Here is a 23,549-nt window from a genome sequence, read left to right as displayed (position 1 = left end):
AATTCTGACCTGTCAGGCTTAAAAACCTAACAGGTCTTTTTTTTAAGAAACTGCCAAATTAAGTTAGAAAACTAATTCCATTTTAATATCACTACGTTTATAAGGACTATTAGGTTCTATAGGAATTTCAATAAAACCATATTTTCTATAAATATAAATGGCGTTTTCTAAAACTGAGTTAGAATAGAGTATAAGCTTTGGTAAATTCATTGATTTTGCAAAATCAATGCTATATTGCATTAGTTTTTGCCCTATTTTAAAACCTCTGTGTTCTGGAGAAACAGCCATTTTTGTTAGTTCGAATAAACCTTCATTTCCAATTGGCATTAAAGCAACAGTACCAACAATCTGATTGTTTAGTTTTGCAAAAAATATATGACCACCTTTGCTTATTATATAGGTTTCTGGTTTGCTTAAAATACTTTCATCATAAGGTTCTACATGAAAGAACCTTTGTAACCATTCAATATTTAAATTATAAAAATTTTTAGCATATCTGTTTTCAAAAGAAACAATTTCAATGTCTTGAGATATTTTCATTTGTATATCGTTAATTATGGTTGTGCTAAAGCTTTTTTTACTAAGCTTATTTTCTAGAATATTTAAATGCTCGATTAAAGATGAAGAGCTTTCTAAAGTATATTCTTTTATTATTTTATCAATACTCTTCCATATAGGTTTTAATTTCTCTAAGGTTTTATTTCCTTTATTTGAAGGATATATTATTTTTTTACGTTTATCTAATTTATCATCTTTATAAATGATTAATCCTTTGGCACTTAGTTTATTAATAGATTGTGTTATTGCTGGTTGTGTAAATTGTAAAGCGCGTTGAATTTCTGAGTTTGTTACACCATCTTTATTTGCTATTATTTTAAACATGGGAAATAGGTAGGGGTCGAAATCAATATTAAAATGATTGTATACTAATTGAGTTTCTTTCATCATATATTCACTCACTCTTTTTAGTCTAGAGCCTAAACCTAATTCTCCGTACCCTCGTAATGCATCCATAACAATAGTATTTATATAAGTGCTTATGTAAAATTATGTATTAAAACATAAACGAGCAAATATTTTAAATTTTAATGAAATCTGTAATTAAATAGGTGATAAGTTTTCCAATTTGATTTGAGGTTTTCTTTTTTGGAGCAGCTTCACAAATGTGTAAATAAGTTGCATTCTTATGATTTGCAAAAAAACTAACAAATTGTCTAGTTTTGTTAACACTAAAACCACTTGATGTCATAGCACTACTTGGTATATTTTCAATGGCATCACAATCTATTTCAATGCCAAATGGTTTTTTATGAATATGATTTAATGCGCGATGCATTTCATCATTAAAGTTAATCTTATTTCTAATTTCTATATCTTCAAACGTATTGTAATATATAGTTTTAGTTTCATTGAGAGATTTAAAAATCGCATCAGAGGTATAATTTTCATGCAATCCAAAAACAAAATAGTTTTTAAGAAAACCTTCCGCGAAAGCGTAACTAAATCCATTACCACTATGTCTGCCTTCTTCTGGTCTAAAATCTGAATGCGCATCAAAATTAACTACATTAATAGGTTTATTTAAAGCCAACGATGTGCCTTTTATATTACCATAAGCATTGTTATGTCCGCCGCCAATAACGATGGCCTTTTTACCAGAAGCAATTATTAATTGCATGATATGTGTTACATAATCATCGATACATTCCACAATTTTTCTGGCTTTTTTAATATCGTTTTTTTTATTTTGATTAAGTTTTGAAATTTCTAATAATTCATCAGAAAAATCTAAATGTCCTAAAATTAAAACGGTGTTTGCCTTTGTAAATGCGTTACTCTGTATATTTAACAAAACTTTTAAAGTAGCTTCCCAAGCGCGCGAAGCACCCAATTTTCCTAGATTTGCAAACACACCAACATCTTCAGGTAAACCAATTATTATATGTGTAACATCCAAACTTTTAAGTTGTTCGTATATATTGGAAATGCAGGGTAACATTCTAACATGTTCGCCAAATTTGGATTCGCCAGAGCGTTTATTTAATAATTTTTTACGTGTAGTATTGTTAAATAAAACGAGTTTATCCATGTGATGATTAACTTTAATTTGAAATATTAAAATTAATCAATATTTATTAAAACGTTAGAAAATTAGAGTATTAAAAATTTAGTGTAACACAAAACATAAACAATTAAAACAAGTAAAAATTATGGAGAATAGCAAAACTAGTACAGGATTAAAAGTGGCTTTAGGTATCGCTTTAGTTTTATTTTTAGGAACATTATTTTACACTTTCAATTTAAAAAGTGAAAGTGATAAAAATAACAAGGAATTAACTGAACAAAAACAGTTAGTGATGAATGATTTAAATGCCATGGCTAAACAATACGACGAGGCTATTGGAGAAAATAAAGTAGCAAATAATAATTTAATTGAAGCTAGAACCCGTATTCAAGGATTGATAGATTCATTAAAAATATCTGAAACAAACGTAAAAAGCTTGTGGAGATACAAACAAAAATATGCTTCACTTCAAAAAGAAATGGATGTATTGTTAGCTCAGAACGATTCGTTAAGAGTAGAAAACTCATACTTAGCAACATCTTTAGATAGTACAAGAGTGCGTTTAGAAGAGCGTACTATGTTTACAGATTCTTTATTAGTACAAAATACAGCTTTGGCAGAAGTGGTTGAAAATGCAGCAGTTTTAAATACTGTAGGCCTAAAAGGATTTGGAGTTATTGAAAGAACCTCTGGTAAATTAATTCCAACTGAAAGAGCTAGTAGAGTAGATAAAATTAGAGTATGTTTTACAGTAGCTAAAAATGCTTTAGTACAAGCTGGAGATCAAGAATTATACGTACAGGTTATCGATCCTAAAAACAATACATTAGGTTCTAACGAGCAAGTTCAGTTTGGAGAGAAAACACTAAACTACAGTATAATTAGTAAGTTTAACTACGAAAACGGAAGCCTTAATATTTGCGAGTTTGTTGCATCTAAAGGAAAAGAAAGTTTTGAAAAAGGACGTTATACAGTAAACGTTTTTAACGAAAAAGATTTAGTTTCTAGCTCAGAGTTTACCTTAAAGTAAACTATATTATATAACACTTAAGAGCAAAACCTCAAGTTTAATACTTGAGGTTTTTTTATTGAAATAATAAATACACATAAACAAGTTTATTTGCAAATTATAGATAAACTAATTATTAATAGAGTAGAAGGCATTATATTAGGTTATACTAAATATCATGATAAGTAAATATGCATAAAAATTTTACTTTTTTAAATTCTATTTCAGACATATCAGAAGGCACTTTTTCTGAAATTCAGAAAATAACTACATTTAAAAGAATAAAAGCTGGGACTCAAATTGTAAAATTAGATGATGTGCCTTCAAAAGCATATATGATCGTTTCTGGAATTGTTCGTTGTTATTTGATAACCGAATCGGGAAAAGAATTTAATAAAAGCTTTTATTTACCAGTAAGTTTTGCAGCATCTTTAACAGCTTTAATGAAAAGAAAGCCGTCATCGTTGGTTTTTGAAACTTTAACAGATTGCAAAGTTTATGAGATTGATTATTATAAAGTAATGGGTTTGTGCGAAACTAATTCAAAGCTAAAAACATTATATACAAAAATTTTAGAGTTTCAATATATAAAGTACGAAAAGCGATTGATAGATTCTATATCGTTAAATGCCACAGAGCGTTATCTTCAGTTAAAAAAGCAAATACCAGATGTAGATAAGCTGATTTCTCAGTATCATATTGCATCATATTTAGGAATAACTTCAGTACAGTTAAGTAGAATAAGAAAAAAAATAAGTAGCTAATTAACAAATGTTAATTAATAAGAATATGTTAAATTATATATTTGACTCGATTTCTTTTGTTAATTGTAAAATACAAAGGATTAATAGCTAACCAACCAAAAAAACAGGTATAACTACCTGTTTTTTTATATAATATATTTAATGAAGTTTTATTTTAAAGTCCCTACCATATCTTCAGGTTTAACCCAAGCATCATAGTCTTCGGCTGTTACGTAACCTAAATTAATGGCTTCTTCTTTTAATGTCGTTCCGTTTTTATGAGCTGTATTTGCAATTTCGGCTGCTTTATAATAGCCTATTTTGGTATTTAAAGCCGTAACTAGCATTAAAGAGTTATTCAATAATTTAGTTATTATTTCATGGTTTGGTTCTATTCCAACAGCACAATTGATATCAAAACTTACACACGCATCTCCAATTAGCTGAGCAGATTGTAAAAGATTTGCTGCCATAACTGGTTTAAAAACATTTAATTCGTAATGACCTTGCATTCCACCAACGCTAATAGCCACATCGTTACCCATTACTTGCGCACAAACCATAGTTAAAGCTTCACATTGTGTTGGGTTTACTTTTCCTGGCATAATAGAACTACCTGGTTCGTTAGCTGGAATTATAATTTCTCCAATACCAGAACGTGGTCCAGAAGCCATCATCCTAATATCGTTTGCTATTTTATTTAATGATACCGCTAATTGTTTTAAAGCACCATGAGTCTCAACAATGGCATCATGCGCTGCCAAAGCTTCAAATTTATTTGGAGCAGTTACAAAAGGTAATTTTGTAAATTCTGCAATAAATTCTGCTACACGTTTGCTATAACCTTTTGGTGTGTTTAAGCCAGTGCCAACTGCTGTACCTCCTAAAGCTAATTCGCTTAAATGCGGTAACGTATTTTCTAAAGCTTTTATACCATGGTCTAGCTGTGCAACGTAACCAGAAAGTTCTTGCCCAAGTGTTAGTGGTGTAGCATCCATCAAATGAGTTCTACCAATTTTGACAACATTTTTAAAAGCTTCTGATTTTTTACTTAAAGTATCACGCAATTGTTTTACACCAGGAATAGTGGTTTCAACAACCTTTTTATAAGCTGCAATGTGCATTCCTGTAGGAAAGGTATCGTTCGATGATTGCGATTTATTAACATCATCATTAGGCTGAATTGTTTTTTCTCCTTCTCCAATAGTTTTTCCAGCTATTTGATGCGCTCTATTTGCAATAACTTCATTTACATTCATGTTGCTTTGTGTACCAGAACCTGTTTGCCAAATAACAAGTGGAAATTGATCATCGTGTTTGCCTTCTAGAATTTCGTCGCAAACCTGTGCTATTAAATCACGTTTTTCAATAGGTAATACTCCAAGTTCACAATTAGTATAAGCTGCCGCTTTTTTAAGATAAGCAAAACCGTAAACAATTTCTAGTGGCATCGAAGCTGGAACTCCAATTTTAAAGTTATTTCTAGAGCGTTCTGTTTGTGCTCCCCAAAGTTTATCAGCAGGTACTTTTACCTCGCCCATAGTATCTTTTTCTATTCTGTAACTCATGGTAATAATGATTTAATTTTAAGACACAAAGTTAATTGTTTTCGTCTGGTTATTATTATGATATTTGTTAGTTTTTACAACTTCTTTTTAACATATAAATAACGAATATTTTTGCTTATTTAATTTAAAATCTACTAATTTAGTAGGATATAAAATATAATTAAAAAAAATACAATTATGGCAACAATTAGATTAGGAGATGAAGCACCAAATTTTACAGCACAATCTTCAGAAGGAACTATTAATTTTCACGAATGGTTAGGCGATAGTTGGGGTATTTTGTTTTCTCATCCAGCAGATTATACTCCAGTTTGTACTACAGAATTAGGAACGGTAGCAAAATATAAAGATGAATTTAATAAACGGAATGTTAAAGTTGTAGCACTAAGTGTTGATGGTGTGGAATCGCATCATGGATGGATTAAAGATATTAATGAAACCCAAAACACAACAGTTAATTTTCCAATTATTGCTGATGAAGATAGGAAAGTTTCAGAACTTTACGATATGATTCACCCAAATGCAGATAGTAAACTTACAGTACGCTCTGTTTTTGTAATTGATAATAATAAAAAAGTAAAACTTATTATAACATATCCAGCGTCAACGGGTAGAAATTTTGATGAATTGTTGCGTGTTATTGATTCATTACAACTAACGGCATATCATAAAGTAGCAACACCAGCCAATTGGCAAAACGGTGATGATTGTGTAGTTGTGCCTGCAGTTGCTACAGAAGATATACCAAGTATATTTCCAAAAGGATATAAAGAAGTGAAACCTTATTTACGAATGACGCCACAACCTAATTTAGATTAGTTAAAAAGGCTGTTGATAATTTTTAATTTTGATATTGTATAACACAGCTCTTTATTATATCTTTGCGTAATATTTTTTAATAAGACACTTACAAATTATGTTTGATTTTGACCAATATTTAGGATTTTTAGCTTTTTTAACCATTTTAACAATCGGTTTTTGGTTAATGATATTTTTATTAACTTTTGTAATTCCTTATTGGATTGGAGGTTCATTAATTGAAAGATTAAAAGAAATTAGAGAAGAAAAGAAAGCGAAGCGTAATGCTGCTTAAAACATAATCATAATGTATATATAATAAAAAAGGAAGCTAATTTAGCTTCCTTTTTTTTGTTTAAGATTGTTTTTTACATATCCACATCTCCGCCACCAAAATCACGATTACGTTCGCGTTGTTTCTGTTGGTTAAACCTATAAGTAAAAGATAAATTATAAGTACGTCCACCTCTAAATTGAATTTCTTGATCAGAAGTAAACGTATCTGTAATAATATGGTTTTTAAAAATAGCACTATTTAAAACATCCCTAACATTAAATGCTATTGAAGCGTTATCTTTAAATAAATCTTTACTAAATGCCATATTTGCAGAAAAACGTCCTTTTCTATTATTTTGAGCATCATCGCTAGGGCCTCTATAATTCATATTGGTTTGCCAATCTATTTTGTACGGTAATGTTAACTTATTACTTAACCGCACAGACCAATTTAAAGCATCTGAACTTAAATCGATACCATTAAATTCGCCTTCTCTTTTTAATTTAAAAAGATTAAAATCAGTATTTACACGCCATTTACGTGTAGGACTATAGTTTAAATTAAACTCAAAACCAGAACGATTATCTGTTGCTAAATTTACTGGACCTCTTTGTATTACTGGAAATGCTTCATTATCAATAATAACGATTTCTCCAGTTTCTCTACTAACAAAAGACATGACATTTGTAGAATGCTCATAATATACGGCGGTGCTTAAAGTAAACTTTCCAAACCTATTTAAGTAGCCTAATTCAAACTTGTCAGAATAGGTAGGGTCTAGATCTGGATTACCTTGAAATACATTGGTTAAACTAGAGCGAGACGGAAAAGGGTTTAGCATAAAACCACGTGGTCTTCTTAATCTTCTATTATAACCTAGCGATAAGCTTTCGCTATCACTTAATTCGTAATTTAAGTTTGCTGTAGGAAATAAACCTGTGAGGTTCTTCTTTTTAAAATCACCACTTGTTGGTTGGTCTAAAGTAGTTCTTGTGTTTTCTAATCGTAATCCTAATAAATATGAAAACTTCTCAATTTTACTACCATATTGTGTGTAAACAGCAGTTATATGTTGTTTGAAGTTAAAAAGATTTGAAAGATCATCATTTATTTCGAATACCCCAGTATTAGGATTTAATAATTCTACTGTATAATCTGTTGAGCGGTCGCTAAAATCGCCACGAAATCCTATTTCTACTTGACTCATTTCGCCAATAGGTAATGTGTAATCAGATTGTAATAATACTTTGGTTTGATTATCTAGAGTCGTTACTAAATCGGTATCTGTACCATCAACATTTATTAATGAGTTATCGTCTTCATTAGAGTCTTCATATTGAAAATCGAAGGTTAATTTATGATCGGTTTTATCAAAATCTTTTGTGAAATTTAATGAGTATTGAATAGTTTCTCGATCTTCTATTTCAGGGTCTAATCGAACACTTTTACTAGTTGTGCCATTAACTTTATTAAACTGAACGAGATTATTAACCGAGTTGTTATCGCTGCCGCCATTACTGTAAACCACAGATGTTGTTAACGATGCCGAATCGTTTATATACCATTCTACACCTGCGTTTGTATTAAATCCTTTTCTTATATCTACCCAATCCCTTTTTTCATCTAAATCGGGTGTGTTAATATCATTATACTTTACGTCGTTATACCAGCGACCAATAGATTCTCTGTAGCTATAAGATGTAGTATTAAAAAAATTAACATTGCCCGTTCTGTAATTAATATTCCCAGAAATACCAGCAGCATCTGGATGACCAACATTTCCAGTAATCGCACCATTAAGTCCGAGTAGTTTACTACGGCGTAAAATAATATTTAAAATACCAGCAGTACCTTCGGCTTCGTATCTAGCCGATGGTGATGTAATAACTTCTACTTTTTCTATAGATTCGGCTGGTAATTGTTTTAAAGCATCGGTAGAATTTAAACCCACTAAGCCAGATGGTTTACCATTAATAAGAATACGTACATTATCGTTACCTCTTAATGCTACATTGCCCTCTGCATCTACAGAAACTGATGGCACATTATCTAAAACATCACTTACAGTTCCGCCACTAACCGTTAAATCTTTACCAACATTGTATATTTTCTTATCAAGTTTAATTTCTACTGTAGTACGTTCAGCAATAACTTCTACTTCTGCTAACGATTCGGCATCTATTTCTAATAAGAATGACCCAATATTTTCATTAGTAGTTATCTTTTTATTTAATATTTTTTGAGTTTTAAAGGCAATATATTCGATAGATATATCGTAGATACCAGTTTTCACGGGAATGCTAAAATCACCATTAGCATCTGTAATACCTCCAGTTACAATTTTGTTTTCTTTTTTACTAAAAAAGGCAATAGTAGCATATTCTAAAGGTTCTTGGGTTTCTTTATCAATAACTTTTCCAGTAATTACAACTTCCTTAATAATTGAAATAGATGACGTGCTTGGAATTTCTATATTTTCAGGTTGCGAAAAGCCATTTGCAACACATAAAAAAAAGGAGAGGGCAAAAATAAATAATTTGTTCATGGTTAGGTTTTACCGTTTTAGACAGCAAAAATAACCTATGGTTTAAGGTGAATAGGTTAAAGCTTTGTTAAAAAGCTTTAAGCATTTTAACTATATAATATCTAATATTAATTCTGGAGGTCTTCCAATTACAGCTTTGTTTCCGTTTATTACAATGGGGCGTTCAATAAGTTTCGGGTTTTCTACCATGGCTTGAATAATTTCGGCATCCGTTAATGTTTTTTTCTTAAAGTTTTCTTTCCAAATGGTTTCATTTTTTCTAACTAAATCTATTGGATTTATTTTTAATAACGCTATTATTTCTTTTAACGCTTTCTCGGAAAGATTATCATCTAAATATTTAACAATTTCGAATTCTTTACCTGAATTTTCTAGTATTTCTAACCCGCAACGCGATTTACTGCAGCGATTGTTATGGTATATTTTTATCATTATAAATTGATATTATAAGTTTTTAATTGTTTAATGAGTTGCTTTGGGGATTTAAAATGAATACCATTAATACCCAAATTATTGGCAGCCTCAATATTTCGTAAATTATCATCTATAAAAATAGAATGCTCTGCTTTTATATCGAAACGGTTTAGGGTTAAATGATAAATGGTATCAAAAGGTTTTCTAGTTTTTTCTTCGCCTGAAACTATAATACCTTCAAACCAATGTAGAAAATCAAACTTTTTTAAAGCAATAGGAAAAGTTTCTGCACTCCAATTTGTAAGTGCTACAACTTTATAATTGTTAGATTTTATGAGCTTATCGAGAATCTCCACCGTTTCAGAAATAGCATCACCTAACATATCTTCCCAACAGCCGTAAAACATTTTAATTTCGCTTTCCCATTCAGGAAAAAGAGCAATACGTTCTTCTGTAGCTTTAGCCATTGGGTAACCTGCATCTTGATTTTCGTTCCAATCGTTGGTGCAAATATTATCAAAAAACCATTGCATTTTTTCACGATTACCATTAAACACGTCTAAATAAACATATTCTGGATTCCAATCGATTAAAACACCACCAAGGTCGAAAATTATAGCATCTATTGTTTTCATAAAGTTGAAGTATCTTCTTCTTTTTGTCCCATCATCATTAAATACGCTTTTAAAAAGGCATTAATATCGCCATCCATAACCGCATCTACATTTCCAGTTTCATGAGCAGTTCTTACATCTTTTACTAGTTTATAAGGATGCATTACATAATTTCGAATTTGACTTCCCCATTCAATTTTCATTTTACCTGCTTCAATATCATCGCGTTGCGCAAGTTGCTTTTGTAATTCAATTTCATATAACTGTGATTTAAGCATTTGCATTGCACGAGAGCGATTATCGTGTTGTGAACGTGTTTCTGAACATGATATTTGAATACCTGTTGGTTTGTGTGTTAGTTGCACTTTGGTCTCCACTTTATTCACGTTTTGTCCACCAGCACCACTAGAACGTGCGGTTGTAATTTCAATGTCTGCAGGATTTATTTCAACTTCAATTGTGTCATCCACAAGCGGATAAACATAAACCGAAGCAAAACTGGTATGGCGTTTTGCGTTGCTATCAAAAGGAGAAATGCGTACCAAACGATGCACACCATTTTCACCCTTTAGCCAACCAAAAGCATAATCACCTTCAATTTCTAAAGTCACCGTTTTTATACCTGCCACATCACCTTCTTGAAAGTTAAGCTCTTTAACCTTAAAACCACTTTTTTCGGCATACATTAAATACATACGCATAAGCATACTTGCCCAATCACAGCTTTCCGTTCCGCCAGCACCAGCAGTAATTTGCAATACAGCACTTAGGCTATCACCTTCATCAGAAAGCATATTTTTAAACTCAATATCTTCTAATAGAGTGGATGCTTTATCAAAACGTGTTTGAACTTCTTCTGCAGTAGCTTCATCTTCTTTATAAAATTCATAAAGTACTTCTAAGTCTTCAACAAGTGTTTTGGCAGTATTATAGTCTTCTATCCACTTTTTCTTTACTCGAAGCGATTTCATAATCACTTCTGCAGCTTTTGAATCGTTCCAAAAATTGGGATCGAAAGTTTGTTCTTCTTCGTTTTGTATTTCTATAAGTTTTGCATCAACGTCAAAGATAGTGCCTTAGTTTGTCAAGGCGGGTATTTAGATTTTTAATTTGATCGGAAGTAATCATTTGTTAATTTATTTTGAACAAAAATAGAATTAATAAATCTATATTAAAACACAAATTTTGGTTAATAGGAAAATTCTACGTTTCAACGGATATATTTATTGTTTTAATTATTTATAAATTATATTTGATTGCTATTAATTTTAGACTAACCATTTTTTTGTAAAAATATCTCATTTCATTTTTTCAGAATATGATTACTTAAAAACTATATTTTCTTATGTTTTTAATTATAGTGATTAATGCTAGGTCTTAAAAATAAAACTATCCATTGAAATTAAGTATTATAATTCCTGTATATAATGTAGAACAGTATATTACTGGTTGTATTCAAAGTCTCTTAAATCAAGGTTTAAGTGATAATGAATATGAAATTATTATAGTTAATGATGGCTCAAAGGATAATAGTATAGGCATAGCTAAACAGTTTCAATTAAATCATACTAACATATTTATATTAGATAAAGAAAACGGAGGTGTTGGAAGTGCCAGGAACTATGGGCTTAATGCTGCTAGAGGTGCATATATTTATTTTATAGATCCAGATGATTACTTAGCAAACAATACTTTGAAGCCAATCTTAAATTGTATTGAAACTAGCAATTTGCAGGTGTTAACCTTTATATCAAAAGGCACTGTTCAAACAAATTTGCATGAGTCTACAACAAATATTAATAAGGATTATAATATATCTAAAACAAAAGGTACAGAATATATAGCCAGTAAAGGTTACAAAAATGAAGTATGGTGGTATGTAACTAGTAAAGAGTTTTTGGACGCTATTGATTTAAGGTTTATCGAAGGTCGCTGGATGGAAGATGCCATTTTTACTGCTAGTTTGCTAACAAAAGCAACTAGTGTTGCACATTTACCAATAGATGCACATAGGCATGTTAAAGTAAAAGGATCTGCTATGACAAGCAAAGAACCGAGTCATTATTTAAAAGTTATTTATGATAATGCAAATGCAGCATTAATGTTTAAGCCACTTATAGACGGAATAAAAAAGAATAAAGAAAATGAAGCCTGTATTGAACGTTTAAAAACTCGTCAACAATCATTTGTTTTTTTTTTAATGATTAGAATATTAAAATCGACTATTAAATTAAAGGAGGTTAAAAAAATAATAACTAGTATGCGTGAAATTGGAGCATATCCATTGAATTCATTTTTAGGAAAAGATTATAGTGGTTTTATTTACACATTGTTAGTTAAATTATTTAATATAAAAGGTATGTATTATGTATTATTTATAACATTTAATCCCATATTAAGGTTAAAAAAATAGAATTAAATTGATTATAGAATTTATATGAACAACATTTTAATAACGTCTGGCGGTAGAAGAGTTTCATTGGTTAGAGCTTTTATGAAAGAATTAAAAGCCATTTTTCCATCAGCAAAAGTGTATGTGGCTGATTTTAACCCAAATCTTTCTCCAGCGGCACAAATTGCTGATAAATCAATAAAAATATGTAGAGTTGATGATGCAGATTATTCAGATTATTTATTAAAAGCATGCATTGAAAATAATGTAAAACTTGTTATACCTACCATAGATACTGAATTATTAATTTTATCACAAAACAAAGAGAAGTTTTTAAGACATAATATAACTATAATAATATCAAACAAAAATTTGATAGAGGCTTGTATAGATAAAATAAAAACACACACTTTATTTGAAAAACTAAATGTTAATGTTGCTAAAACATATTCTAAGAGTAATTATAAGCTTCCAATATTTATAAAGCCATTAAATGGTAGTGGTAGTAATAATAATTTTATTGTAAAAAGTAAATCACAAATTTCTGAATATCAATTAAAAAACGATTCATTAAAGTTTTTTGAATATTTTGATGCTGAATTATATGACGAATATACCTGCGATTTATATTATGACAAAAACAGTAATTTAAAATGTGTTATACCGCGTAAACGTATTGAAACTCGTGCTGGAGAGGTAAGTAAAGGTGTTACAAAGAAAAATAGATTAATAACCTTTATAGATCAAAATTTTTCGTTTTTAGAAGATGCAATAGGATGTATTACTGTCCAGTTTTTTTTACACAAAAACACGAATGAAATTAAAGGGATAGAAATTAACCCTAGGTTTGGAGGTGGTTTTCCATTATCATATTTAGCTGGAGGAAATTATCCAAAATGGATTATTCAAGAATATATGTTGCATGAGGAATTAAATTACTTTGATGCTTGGGAAGAGAATCTATTAATGCTACGATATGATGATGAAATTTTAATAAAAAATCATGAAGATTAATACAGTAGTTGTATTTGATTTAGACGATACACTCTACAAGGAAATAGATTTTTTAAAATCTGCTTATAACGAAATTTCATTAAAAATTAGTAAAGTGGTTTATGTAGAATCATCAGCTATTTATAATCAAATGCTCGCATGTTTTTATAATAAAGAAAATGTATTTGAATCTATAATTAAAAAGTACAATTTATCAATTAGTATCAATGAGTTACTTGATATTTATAGAAATCACAAACCAGAAATAAAATTATCTAAGGATAGAGTAGAAGTGCTAAATGAATTGAAGTGTAGAGGTATAGTGCTGGGACTTTTAACTGATGGCAGAAGTAAACAACAAAGAAGTAAAATTGAAGCTTTAAAGTTAAACACCTGGATATCAGAAATATTAATTTCAGAAGAATTTGGCAGCGAAAAACCAAACGCTAATAATTATAAATATTTTGAAAACTTGTTCGGCAAAGCAAAATACTATTACGTTGGCGATAATGTTAAGAAAGATTTTATAACGCCAAATAAACTTAATTGGACAACGATATGTTTAAAAGATAGTGGTCAAAATATTCATAAGCAAAACGATTCGCTTTTAGGTAAAGAATATCTAGCTATATATACAGTTAGTAACTTTAAAAGAATATTAGATTTAATTTTTAATTAAAATAGTTTTATGGCGTACTTATAATACCCTTTCTTTCAAGTAATCTCAAAGGATATAATAATATATATAATAAATATTTATGGTTAAATATATATATAGCTAATCTAATTTTTGGATGACTAAACTCTTTGTTTAATAAATTTGTATCCATGGGGTATGCATTAACAAGTTTTAATTTATTTATTACTTTATTAATGTCGTTAATAGTATAATTTGAAGAGACTATTTTAAAAAACATGTACATAGTATTAGCACTAGATCTGTATTTTATGTTTTCTATAAATTTTGCGCTATAAATCTCAGGTAAACTACTAATTTTAGTAATTATTTGGTTTAAGTTAAGAATTAACTTAACGTAAGACTTAACTAATTTATTTATGTGTTTTTTGTTTTTATTTCTCATAGTTGAAGACGGACTTGTTATATATCTATGAGCATCTAACGGAATATGAGCAAACCGTTTGGCATTTAAAAGAACTTTTATAGTAAAAATGGCATCTTCTAAAAATACACCTTCTTCAAATGCAACACCAATCTCTAATAAATACTCTCTTTTAGTAATATACCACCAAGGCTCTAAACGATGATGCCTGTTTTCTGTAATATAGTCTATTCCATTGGTTATGCTTATTTCAGAATTAAGTGCTTCATTGTTTAATTTAAAAAGGTTATAGTTTTCAGTAATGATAGTGTTGAAACCAATTAAGTCTAAATTATATTTTTCAAGATAATTTAGCAATAAACTTAAAGAGTTATTTGCAATGTAATCATCTACATCTAAAAAGTATACGTATTCTCCTTCTGCCAATTTTAAGCCATAATTTCTAGCAACGCCTTGACCTTGATTTGGTTGTTTATGAAAGACAATATTTTTAGTAGATGCCTTTAACCGTTCTATTATTTTTGCAGTGTCGTCTTTTGAACCATCATCAATTAGTATAATTTCATATTCTGAAACTTTTAAGTTCTGATTTATTAAATTTGTTAAACATCTCTCAATATGTTCTTGGGCATTATAGCAAGGTATTATAACACTTAATTTCATTAAATTAAATTTAAAAAACTAAAATAGTAATATTAATTTTTGCAATGTTAATTTTTAGATTAAAAGCATGTTTTTAAATTAAATTATTGATTTTAATTAAGTGAACTTTTAAAATTTACTATATTGCTTTAAAATAAAAACGTATATATTGTTAAGTTATATTTTTAAAAGCAACTCTTCTGCATTATCTAAGAATTTAAAAATAATTATTTTTTGTTTTCCTATATTATTAGTTTGTTTTCAAGCTTTTTTGTTTGCTTATCCTCCAGCAAGAGATTTTGGTATATGGTTAGTTTTAGAAAACAACCCAATAGAATTATTAACATTTATTGTGTTCTTATTTGGTGGTGTTTATGGCGTTTGGTTGTCTTTTAAAATATCTAAATCTGAAAAAAAATATGTGGTTTTATTTTATTCTTTTTTCTCTGCCTGCTTATTATTATTAGCAATGGAAGAAATTTCTTGGGGACAGTCATTTTTTCATTTTGAAACTCCAGAGAAATGGAAAACCATGAATTATCAAGGAGAAACCACTTTGCATAATTTGAATTTTATGCAATCCAGTAGAGATAACCTTTTATTAATTTTTGGAGTATCTGGACTTGTAGGAATCATTTTAAGAAATCATTCCAAATTCCAGAAAATTGGAGTTCCAGTAATCTTATTGTCTTGGTTTTTAATGATAGTGTTTCTAGCATTCCTCGATGTTTTTGTGGATTTTGTAGAAATTAATAAACAGTTATCGAATGGTATTGAAAGATTTGCTGAAATCACAGAATTGCTTATTGCCGGAAGTTCGTTTTTGTATTTATGGTTAAAACAAATTCAGTTAAAAAAACTTAGCTTGGTTGATTAAGTTATCTAATACATTAAACTATAAGCCTTTATAAGTAAAATGAAAAATAAGTTTAATTCATTGCTTTCAAGTAGCGATTATAAAATATCAAGAAAGCTAGCAGCAATTTTATTTTTTTTGCCAATTGTATTGACTTTTATAATGACTTTACTAATAGCACTACCAAATTGTAGAAGGCTATATTTTTGGTTATTAGAGGAAAATAACCCCGTTGAGTTATTAACTTTTCTATTATTTTTAATTGGAGGATGTTATGGAGTGTATTCTTCACTTAAAATCTTCAAATCGGTAAAAAAGTACGTTTTTGGTTTTTATATTTTTTTTTCAATTTGCTTAATTATTCTAGCAATGGAAGAGGTTGCATGGGGGCAGTGGTTTTTCTTCTTTGAAACTCCCGAAGAGTGGAAAAAAATGAATTATCAAGGGGAGACAACGCTTCATAATATTGGAGCACTACAATTTTATAATGATAATCTTCGACTTATCTTTGGAATATCAGGATTAATAGGAATATTTCTAAGAAGATTTTCCAGCTTCAGAGCTATCGGTGTACCAACTATTTTAATAGTATGGTTCATTATAATTACTTTCCAGTCTGTACTTGATGTCATTGTTGATTTGTCACAAATTAATAATAAGTATGGTTATATTATAGAACAAGCTTCAGAGTTTATTGAAATGCTAATTGCAGGAAGTGCTTTTCTGTATTTATGGTTAAATTACCGATTCTTAAAAATAACCACTACTGCATCATAACTTTGGCATTAAACACAAGTATTTAAAAAGAGCTTAATTTAACTCAATATGTAACGTGTTTTGGTCTGTTTTAATATGGCAAAGAAGCGCATAAATAAATAAATTAACACCAAACATCTCCATAAATTCTTCACAGCTAGCTAATAAATAGTATTTAGTATTTAGTTGCCTAGTGGTAAAGTGAATATTCGATTCGATTAACTCGAAACCAATAGCTCCAGTTACAAAAATAGCTCCAGATATAATAAACAAATAGCGAATTCTTTTATCTAAGCCCATCAAAAACCTAGCATATATTAAAAAAATTAATACAGCACCCAAAAAATATGGAATTACCCAAGCAAACCAGAATATTCCTGTAGTATTCAAACGGTTTTGAACTACCCAACTTAATTTCTCATGTATTTGTAATATTTCATCTATTGCTAAAAAAGTAAAAATTAAAGATAATCCCAACCACATATAAGATTTAAGCTTATTAACTTTACTGTTATTAAAAATGAAAAATAATAATAGGGCAGATGTAAATAATGCAACAAACGAATAAAGTGTTGGTATGCTAGCTTCTTCGTTAAAGTTAAAATACACAGATAGTTTGCTAATTATTCCACTAGAACCTAAGTGAATTCTTAATAAAATATCAAATAGATTTAATATCAATAGCAAAGAAATAAATAGAGTTAACTTTTTAAAGAAGTCTTTCAGATTAATATTTATAGTCATATAAATTATAGTTAAAATTTAGTGTTTTGAAGTAAATAGCAAATAAACTTAAAATAAAGATTTACTATAACACTAATTTTTAGACCAAATTCTTTTATTTTCGTTGGGGATGTCATTTTATATATGTTGTCTAAAAAATTATATAGAAAACTTTTATTTGTATTGTTTAGCTAATTACCTAATTTATGTTTGAGTTATGAAGTTGAGTATTTTAATTCCAGTGTATAATGCAGAAGCCTATATTGAAAGATGTCTCAATAGTTTGATTAAGCAGAATATTGATAAAAATGAATATGAAATCATAATAATTAATGATGGTTCTACAGATAATAGTTTTAAGATTATTGAGAATTTTGCAGAAAATCATACAAATGTTTTTCTTCATTCTCATAAAAATAAAGGGGTATATCAAACCAGAAATGAGTTATTAAAACTTGCAAAAGGTACTTATATATACTTTGTTGATGCAGACGATTACTTAGCATTTAATTCGCTAAATATAGTGTTAGACCATGGCTTAAAAAACAAATTGGATATTATAGGGTTTGATGTACTTTTAACCAAGGCTTCGGATGCGTATGATGTTGAAACTTTGCCTAAAGATTATGAATTTCCCAGAGCTATAACTGGAACACAATTTTTAGAAGAAAATGTAAATATTAGATTTGAGATTTGGTGGTATATAATAAGGAAAGATTTTTTAGAAGCTTCAAATATTAACTTTTCTAGAATAAATTTAGCAGATGTTGTTTTTACTGTACAACTATTTTTAAACGCTAAAAAAGTAACATACTTACCTGTTTCTGTGTATCGATATTTTCAATCAGAAGAATCAACGATGCGAACTGAAAATTCTGAATCAAAATTAAAAATCATTGATAATTTTGAAGAATTAATTATAAGTTTTAGTTATTTAATAAATAATCTGAATGATTACAATGTTTTGAATGCTAGTGTTATAAAGAGTAATATGGAGCAAAGAAGAGATGTTTTTACTTTTTTTACAATAACCAAAATGATTAAATCAAAGTTAAGTCTAGAAGCTGTTAAGCAAAAAGTTCAAAGTTTTATAATTAATGATGCTTATCCAATAAAATCCTTCAATAACAACAAAGGTTATAATACTTTTAAGCATAGAGTTTTAGTTGCTTTATTTAACAAGAAAATTATACTTTTTGGAATTGTAAAAATCAATAAAATTTTAGCCTAAAAAATTGAATATAAAGTAATTATTATAAATGACAATAGACCTAAGAAGCGACACTGTAACAAAACCATCAAAAGGTATGTTAGGTGCTATGATGCAAGCCCAAGTTGGAGACGATGTTTATAAAGAAGACCCAACAGTTAATGCCTTAGAAGAGCGCATTGCAAAAATGTTTGGAAAAGATAAAGCATTGTTTTTTCCAACAGGAAGTATGGCAAATCAAGCGGCAATAAAACTACACACCAACCCAGGAGATCAGGTGATTTGTGATAAATACGCCCATATTTATAATTACGAGGGTGGAGGGGCCTCATTTAACAGCGGTGTGTCTTGCAAGTTAATAGATGGTAATCGTGGTATGTTTACAGCAAATCAAGTTTTAGCTGCTATAAATCCGCCAGATTTTTACCATAGTCCGTTAACGTCTTTAGTAGAAATTGAAAACACAACAAATAAAGGAGGTGGTGCATGTTGGGACTTTAATGAAATTTTAAAAATCAGAGAAGTTTGTGATGTGAATAAACTAGGTTTTCATTTAGATGGTGCGCGCTTATGGCATGCTTTGGTAGCAAAAAATGAAACACCAAAACAATACGGCGAAGTATTCGATACTATTTCGGTATGTTTAAGTAAAGGTTTAGGCTGCCCAATAGGGTCGGTTTTAATTGGTAATGAGACTATTATGAGTAATGCCATTAGAATTAGAAAAATATTTGGTGGCGGCATGCGGCAAGTAGGTTATTTAGCGGCAGCAGGACTTTATGCTTTAGATAATAATATTAAAAGACTAAAAGAAGACCACAAAAAAGCCAAAGAAATAGGCGAGGTATTAAGTAAATTATCAATGGTGAAAACCGTTGAACCTATTGAAACAAATATTGTTATTTTTGAATTGAATCAAGATGTTGATGAAATTAATTTTACACAGAAACTAGCTGATAAAAGCATCAAGATTATAGGTATGGGTAGCGGCAAATTACGAATGGTTACACATTTAGATTATACAGATGTGATGCATAATCGTTTTTTAGAAATTTTAAATTGTATCTAATTTAAAAGCGCAGTGGTCTAAAAATCTTTATTTGAACAAATCCATCCCCGGAATATTAGGCATACCTTCTTTAGCAACCGCAGCTAATTCAGCTTCATTTATATTGGTCGCTTTTTCAATCGCTTTATTCAAAGTTAAAACAAGGTAATCTTCAAGTTGTTCTTTATCTTCAAGCAATTCATCAGCAATTTCAATAGATTTAATAGCTCTATTTGCCGTCAATGTTACACTTAGCAATCCGTCGTTGCTTTTTTCATCAATTAAAACCGTGTTTAAACGCTTTTTAGTGTCTTCAACTTTTTGCTGGGTTTCTTTAAGTTTTCCCATCATACCCATCATATCTCCAAACATAATTTTAAGTTTATTAATTAAGTTACAAAGCTATTTAATTTTTCTATTTTTCTTCTGTAAAATTTAATTTTGTATTAAAAAGCAACAAAATTTAATTTCACATTAGTAACCACTGTGTTAGTTCATAATTTTTTTTCATTTAGTTTTTGTTAATGTCTAAATGAAAAAAAATCATGTACTTTTGAAACCTTAATTTTAAGAATAAATACACCTTCAATTGAAATCAGATATAAAAGCTCCAAAAGCTAAAAAGATACCAAAATCATTACAGATTCATAACGATACTCGAATTGATAACTATTATTGGTTAAATGATAAAGAAAACCCCGAAGTAATAGACTATTTGAATGCTGAAAATGCCTATACAAAACATGTTATGCAGCATACAGAGGAGTTTCAAAAGGATTTGTTTGAAGAAATGAAAGGACGCATTAAAGAAGATGACACCAGTGTGCCTTACAAACTTAATGGGTATTGGTACATAACCCGTTTTGAAAAAGGAAATGATTACCCCATTTATTCAAGAAAAAAGGAGAATTTAGAGGCAACCGAAGAAATTTTGTTTGACTGTAATAAAATGGCTAAAGATTTAGCTTATTTTAATTTAGGAAGCATTGCTATTAGTCCAGATAATAAATTAGCTGCTTTTTCAACCGATACAATAAGTAGGCGACAATACAACATTCAAATTAAAAACTTAGAAACAGGTAAAATTTATGCTGATAAAATTTTAAATACCACTGGCAGTGTAACGTGGGCAAACGATAATAAAACCTTGTTTTATGCTATAAAAGATGAGGTTACGTTGCGTTCTCACAAGATTTTTATGCACAAACTACATACCGATACCAAAGAGGATATTGAGGTTTACCATGAAACCGACGAAACCTTTAACACCTTTGTTTACAAATCAAAATCTAAAAAATATATTATTATTGGATGTTCTAGTACTTTGAGTTCAGAATACCGAATTTTAAATGCTAATATGCCTTATGGTAAGTTTAAAATATTTCAAAAAAGAATACCAGATTTAGAGTATAGCATAGCACATTATAATGATAGCTTTTATATCATTTCAAACGCTGATAAAGCTACTAATTTTAAACTATCAAAAACTAAAGAGACTTCGACTGAAAAAGAAAATTGGACAGATGTTTTGCCACATAGAAAAGATGTTTTAATTGAAGATATTGAGATTTTCAAAGACTATTTAGTAGTTAACGAACGTGAAAACGGATTAAATAAATTGCGTATTATAAACAGGAACGGTAAAGAAGATTATTATTTGCCTTTTAATTCTGAAACTTACACCACTTATATTGGTAATAATCCCGATTTTAATAGTGATACTTTACGCTATGGTTTTAGTGCGCTCACTTCACCAAATGCAACAATCGACTATAATTTAAAAACCAAACAAAGTCAAATTAAAAAAGAACAAGACGTTTTAGGCGGAAAATTCAATAAAGAAAATTATGAATCTAAACGTATTTGGGCAACTGCTAGAGATGGTGTAAAAGTGCCTATATCATTAGTTTATAAAAAAGGCATCAAATTCGATGGTAATAATCCGTTACTGCAATACGCTTATGGTTCTTATGGCTCAACTATCGATCCGTCTTTTTCAACCATCAGATTAAGTTTGTTGGATCGTGGATTTATTTATGCTATTGCTCACATTCGAGGTGGTGAATATTTAGGGCGACATTGGTACGAAAACGGAAAGCTTTTAACCAAAAAGAATACGTTTACTGATTTTATTGACTGCTCTAAATATTTAATTGAAAAAAAATACACATCCAAAAAGCATTTATACGCTTATGGTGGATCAGCAGGTGGTTTATTAATGGGAGCTATTATTAACATGAACCCAGAGCTATACCATGGAATTCTGGCTGCAGTTCCGTTTGTTGATGTCGTTACAACTATGCTAGATGATACTATTCCACTAACCACAGGAGAATATGATGAATGGGGAAATCCTAATGAGGAAGTGTATTATGATTATATGAAGTCTTATTCGCCATACGATAACGTTGAAGCCAAAGCCTATCCAAACATGTTAGTTACAACTGGTTTACACGATTCGCAAGTGCAATACTGGGAGCCTGCAAAATGGATAGCTAAATTAAGAGAATTAAAAAAAGATAATAATAAGTTGTTACTACATACCGATATGGATTCTGGTCATGGTGGAGCATCAGGGCGTTTTGAGACTTTAAAAGAAGTAGCTCTAGAATATGCTTTTATATTAGACCTTGAAGGAATTAGTGCATAATAAAAAATTTACTTATTTTTGCCAAGTTTTAAGTTACAATTATTTTTAGTAATATTACAGTAGCTTATAAAAAGCATTTATGAAACACAACAATCAGGTTTTTGATAATGTATTAGACTTAGTAGGCAACACTCCGCTTATTAGACTTAATAAAATAGCTTCAAAATTTAAAGGTAACTTTTTTGCAAAAGTAGAATCCTTTAATCCAGGTCATTCTTCAAAAGATAGAATCGCTTTACATATTATAGAAGAAGCAGAAAGAAAAGGTATTCTAAACCCAGGAGATACTATTATAGAAACAACCTCAGGTAATACAGGATTTAGTATTGCAATGGTTAGCATAATTAAAGGCTACGAGTGCGTTTTAGCAGTTAGTTCTAAATCGTCGGCAGATAAGATAGACATGCTTAAAACTATGGGTGCAAAGGTTTACGTTTGTCCAGCACACGTTAGTGCAGACGATTCGAGGTCTTACTATCAAGTTGCAAAGCGTTTACATGAAGAAATTAATGGTTCAGTTTATATTAATCAATATTTTAATGAATTAAATATTGATGCACATTACCAATCAACTGGTCCAGAAATTTGGAATCAAACCGAAGGTAAAATCACCCACTTAGTGGCTTGTAGTGGTACAGGAGGTACTATTTCTGGAACTGCAAAATATTTAAAAGAGCAAAACCCTAATATTAAAGTTATAGGCGTTGATGCTTTTGGTTCGGTTATAAAAAAATACCACGAAACTAGAGAGTTTGACGAAAAAGAAATTTATCCATACCGGATTGAAGGTTTAGGTAAGAATTTAATACCTACCGCAACAGATTTTGATACTATAGATGAATTTGTTAAAGTTACAGATGAAGAAAGTGCACATACTGCAAGATTAATTGCAAAAACTGAAGGTTTATTTGTAGGTTATACTTCTGGAGCAGCAATGCAAGCTGTAAATCAATTAGCAGAACAGGATGAATTTAAAGAAACGGATAATGTTGTTATTATATTCCCAGACCATGGATCCCGTTATATGAGTAAGATTTATAGTGATAAATGGATGAATGAACAAGGCTTTTTTGATAGCATTAATGAAGCTGCTTCTGAAACCATACAGTACATAAAATAGTACGATTAAAATATATATGAAAGAGCTTTATTTTAAAATAAAGCTCTTTTTTTGTTTTATACCAT

At 29.6% G+C, this 23,549-nt stretch carries 23 protein-coding genes; 13 read left to right on the top strand and 10 right to left on the bottom strand.

The window, feature by feature from the left end; genetic code table 11:
* Positions 1-63: 63 nt before the first annotated feature.
* Both AADI82_RS00735 and AADI82_RS00730 read right to left on the bottom strand, forming a co-directional pair.
* Positions 64-1,014, bottom strand: a complete 951-nt coding sequence (locus tag AADI82_RS00735) for a bifunctional helix-turn-helix transcriptional regulator/GNAT family N-acetyltransferase (protein WP_341214555.1) — start codon at positions 1,012-1,014, stop codon at positions 64-66.
* Between the two features lie 64 nt (positions 1,015-1,078).
* Complete coding sequence (locus AADI82_RS00730; RefSeq protein ID WP_341214554.1) at positions 1,079-2,089, bottom strand: formimidoylglutamase; 1,011 nt, start codon at positions 2,087-2,089, stop codon at positions 1,079-1,081.
* Between the two features lie 121 nt (positions 2,090-2,210).
* On the opposite strand from AADI82_RS00730, the gene AADI82_RS00725 reads away from it, so the two are divergent.
* Together AADI82_RS00725 and AADI82_RS00720 are read left to right on the top strand one after the other, a co-directional pair.
* A complete protein-coding gene (locus AADI82_RS00725; protein ID WP_341214553.1) occupies positions 2,211-3,095 on the top strand; it encodes a chromosome partitioning protein ParA in 885 nt (294 codons plus the stop codon).
* Between the two features lie 170 nt (positions 3,096-3,265).
* On the top strand, positions 3,266-3,838 hold the full coding sequence (locus AADI82_RS00720) for a Crp/Fnr family transcriptional regulator (protein ID WP_341214552.1): 573 nt from the start codon (positions 3,266-3,268) through the stop codon (positions 3,836-3,838).
* A gap of 149 nt (positions 3,839-3,987) precedes the next feature.
* Here AADI82_RS00720 and fumC read toward each other — a convergent pair whose 3' ends face one another.
* A complete protein-coding gene (gene fumC / locus AADI82_RS00715; RefSeq protein WP_341214551.1) occupies positions 3,988-5,385 on the bottom strand; it encodes a class II fumarate hydratase in 1,398 nt (465 codons plus the stop codon).
* Positions 5,386-5,562: 177 nt separating this feature from the next.
* Here fumC and AADI82_RS00710 point away from each other — a divergent pair, with 177 nt between their 5' ends.
* Positions 5,563-6,204 (top strand): peroxiredoxin, encoded by a 642-nt coding sequence (locus AADI82_RS00710; protein ID WP_341214550.1) that lies wholly within the window; start codon positions 5,563-5,565, stop codon positions 6,202-6,204.
* A gap of 97 nt (positions 6,205-6,301) precedes the next feature.
* Complete coding sequence (locus tag AADI82_RS00705) at positions 6,302-6,478, top strand: hypothetical protein (RefSeq protein WP_199099752.1); 177 nt, start codon at positions 6,302-6,304, stop codon at positions 6,476-6,478.
* Positions 6,479-6,551: 73 nt separating this feature from the next.
* Here the strand turns inward: AADI82_RS00705 and AADI82_RS00700 are convergent, their stop codons facing one another.
* The 4 genes from AADI82_RS00700 to prfB all read right to left on the bottom strand — a co-directional run bounded on the left by AADI82_RS00700 (position 6,552) and on the right by prfB (position 11,161).
* Positions 6,552-9,005, bottom strand: a complete 2,454-nt coding sequence (locus AADI82_RS00700; RefSeq protein ID WP_341214549.1) for a TonB-dependent receptor — start codon at positions 9,003-9,005, stop codon at positions 6,552-6,554.
* A gap of 90 nt (positions 9,006-9,095) precedes the next feature.
* Positions 9,096-9,437: an arsenate reductase (glutaredoxin) gene (gene arsC / locus AADI82_RS00695; RefSeq protein WP_341214548.1), complete on the bottom strand. Its 342-nt coding sequence runs from the start codon at positions 9,435-9,437 to the stop codon at positions 9,096-9,098.
* A complete protein-coding gene (locus AADI82_RS00690; RefSeq protein WP_341214547.1) occupies positions 9,437-10,054 on the bottom strand; it encodes an HAD family phosphatase in 618 nt (205 codons plus the stop codon). Before AADI82_RS00690 ends, arsC begins: the two co-directional genes overlap by 1 nt.
* Positions 10,051-11,161 (bottom strand): peptide chain release factor 2 gene (gene prfB / locus AADI82_RS00685; RefSeq protein WP_341214546.1). Its coding sequence is split into 2 segments (ribosomal slippage): positions 10,051-11,097 and positions 11,099-11,161, totalling 1,110 coding nucleotides; the frame shifts between segments, so codons are not numbered across the junction. The genes AADI82_RS00690 and prfB overlap by 4 nt, the downstream gene beginning before the upstream one ends.
* A 268-nt stretch (positions 11,162-11,429) precedes the next feature.
* Here prfB and AADI82_RS00680 point away from each other — a divergent pair.
* The 3 genes from AADI82_RS00680 to AADI82_RS00670 are packed head-to-tail and all read left to right on the top strand — an operon-like array spanning position 11,430 to position 14,097.
* The gene (locus tag AADI82_RS00680) at positions 11,430-12,446 is read left to right on the top strand and encodes a glycosyltransferase (protein ID WP_341214545.1); all 1,017 of its coding nucleotides are present in this window, start codon (positions 11,430-11,432) and stop codon (positions 12,444-12,446) included.
* A gap of 24 nt (positions 12,447-12,470) precedes the next feature.
* Positions 12,471-13,439, top strand: a complete 969-nt coding sequence (locus AADI82_RS00675) for an ATP-grasp domain-containing protein (RefSeq protein WP_341214544.1) — start codon at positions 12,471-12,473, stop codon at positions 13,437-13,439.
* On the top strand, positions 13,429-14,097 hold the full coding sequence (locus AADI82_RS00670; RefSeq protein ID WP_341214543.1) for an HAD family hydrolase: 669 nt from the start codon (positions 13,429-13,431) through the stop codon (positions 14,095-14,097). The genes AADI82_RS00675 and AADI82_RS00670 overlap by 11 nt, the downstream gene beginning before the upstream one ends.
* 7 nt (positions 14,098-14,104) lie before the next feature.
* Here the strand turns inward: AADI82_RS00670 and AADI82_RS00665 are convergent, their stop codons facing one another.
* Complete coding sequence (locus AADI82_RS00665) at positions 14,105-15,142, bottom strand: glycosyltransferase (RefSeq protein ID WP_341214542.1); 1,038 nt, start codon at positions 15,140-15,142, stop codon at positions 14,105-14,107.
* Positions 15,143-15,290: 148 nt separating this feature from the next.
* Here AADI82_RS00665 and AADI82_RS00660 point away from each other — a divergent pair, with 148 nt between their 5' ends.
* Positions 15,291-15,998 (top strand): hypothetical protein, encoded by a 708-nt coding sequence (locus AADI82_RS00660; RefSeq protein WP_341214541.1) that lies wholly within the window; start codon positions 15,291-15,293, stop codon positions 15,996-15,998.
* 39 nt (positions 15,999-16,037) lie between these two features.
* Complete coding sequence (locus AADI82_RS00655) at positions 16,038-16,754, top strand: hypothetical protein (protein ID WP_341214540.1); 717 nt, start codon at positions 16,038-16,040, stop codon at positions 16,752-16,754.
* 33 nt (positions 16,755-16,787) lie between these two features.
* Here AADI82_RS00655 and AADI82_RS00650 read toward each other — a convergent pair whose 3' ends face one another.
* The gene (locus tag AADI82_RS00650) at positions 16,788-17,477 is read right to left on the bottom strand and encodes a hypothetical protein (protein ID WP_341214539.1); all 690 of its coding nucleotides are present in this window, start codon (positions 17,475-17,477) and stop codon (positions 16,788-16,790) included.
* Between the two features lie 196 nt (positions 17,478-17,673).
* Between AADI82_RS00650 and AADI82_RS00645 the strand changes: the two genes are divergently transcribed.
* Together AADI82_RS00645 and AADI82_RS00640 are read left to right on the top strand one after the other, a co-directional pair.
* Positions 17,674-18,687: a glycosyltransferase gene (locus tag AADI82_RS00645; protein WP_341214538.1), complete on the top strand. Its 1,014-nt coding sequence runs from the start codon at positions 17,674-17,676 to the stop codon at positions 18,685-18,687.
* A gap of 28 nt (positions 18,688-18,715) precedes the next feature.
* Positions 18,716-19,735 carry a GntG family PLP-dependent aldolase gene (locus AADI82_RS00640; RefSeq protein WP_341214537.1) on the top strand — a complete coding sequence of 340 codons (1,020 nt, stop codon included), beginning with the start codon at positions 18,716-18,718 and terminating at the stop codon, positions 19,733-19,735.
* 27 nt (positions 19,736-19,762) lie between these two features.
* On the opposite strand, the gene AADI82_RS00635 is transcribed toward AADI82_RS00640, so the two are convergent.
* Positions 19,763-20,086 (bottom strand): YbaB/EbfC family nucleoid-associated protein, encoded by a 324-nt coding sequence (locus AADI82_RS00635; protein ID WP_341214536.1) that lies wholly within the window; start codon positions 20,084-20,086, stop codon positions 19,763-19,765.
* A gap of 217 nt (positions 20,087-20,303) precedes the next feature.
* Here AADI82_RS00635 and AADI82_RS00630 point away from each other — a divergent pair, with 217 nt between their 5' ends.
* Both AADI82_RS00630 and AADI82_RS00625 read left to right on the top strand, forming a co-directional pair.
* The gene (locus AADI82_RS00630) at positions 20,304-22,364 is read left to right on the top strand and encodes a S9 family peptidase (protein WP_341214535.1); all 2,061 of its coding nucleotides are present in this window, start codon (positions 20,304-20,306) and stop codon (positions 22,362-22,364) included.
* 79 nt (positions 22,365-22,443) lie between these two features.
* Positions 22,444-23,484 carry a pyridoxal-phosphate dependent enzyme gene (locus AADI82_RS00625; RefSeq protein WP_341214534.1) on the top strand — a complete coding sequence of 347 codons (1,041 nt, stop codon included), beginning with the start codon at positions 22,444-22,446 and terminating at the stop codon, positions 23,482-23,484.
* Positions 23,485-23,549: the final 65 nt, after the last annotated feature.

It is taken from the genome of uncultured Wocania sp. (genome assembly GCF_964021735.1).
Taxonomy (GTDB): Bacteria; Bacteroidota; Bacteroidia; order Flavobacteriales; family Flavobacteriaceae; genus Wocania_A.
Note: the sequence above shows the minus strand (reverse complement) of the source record. Positions and strands in the feature narration are given on the sequence as shown.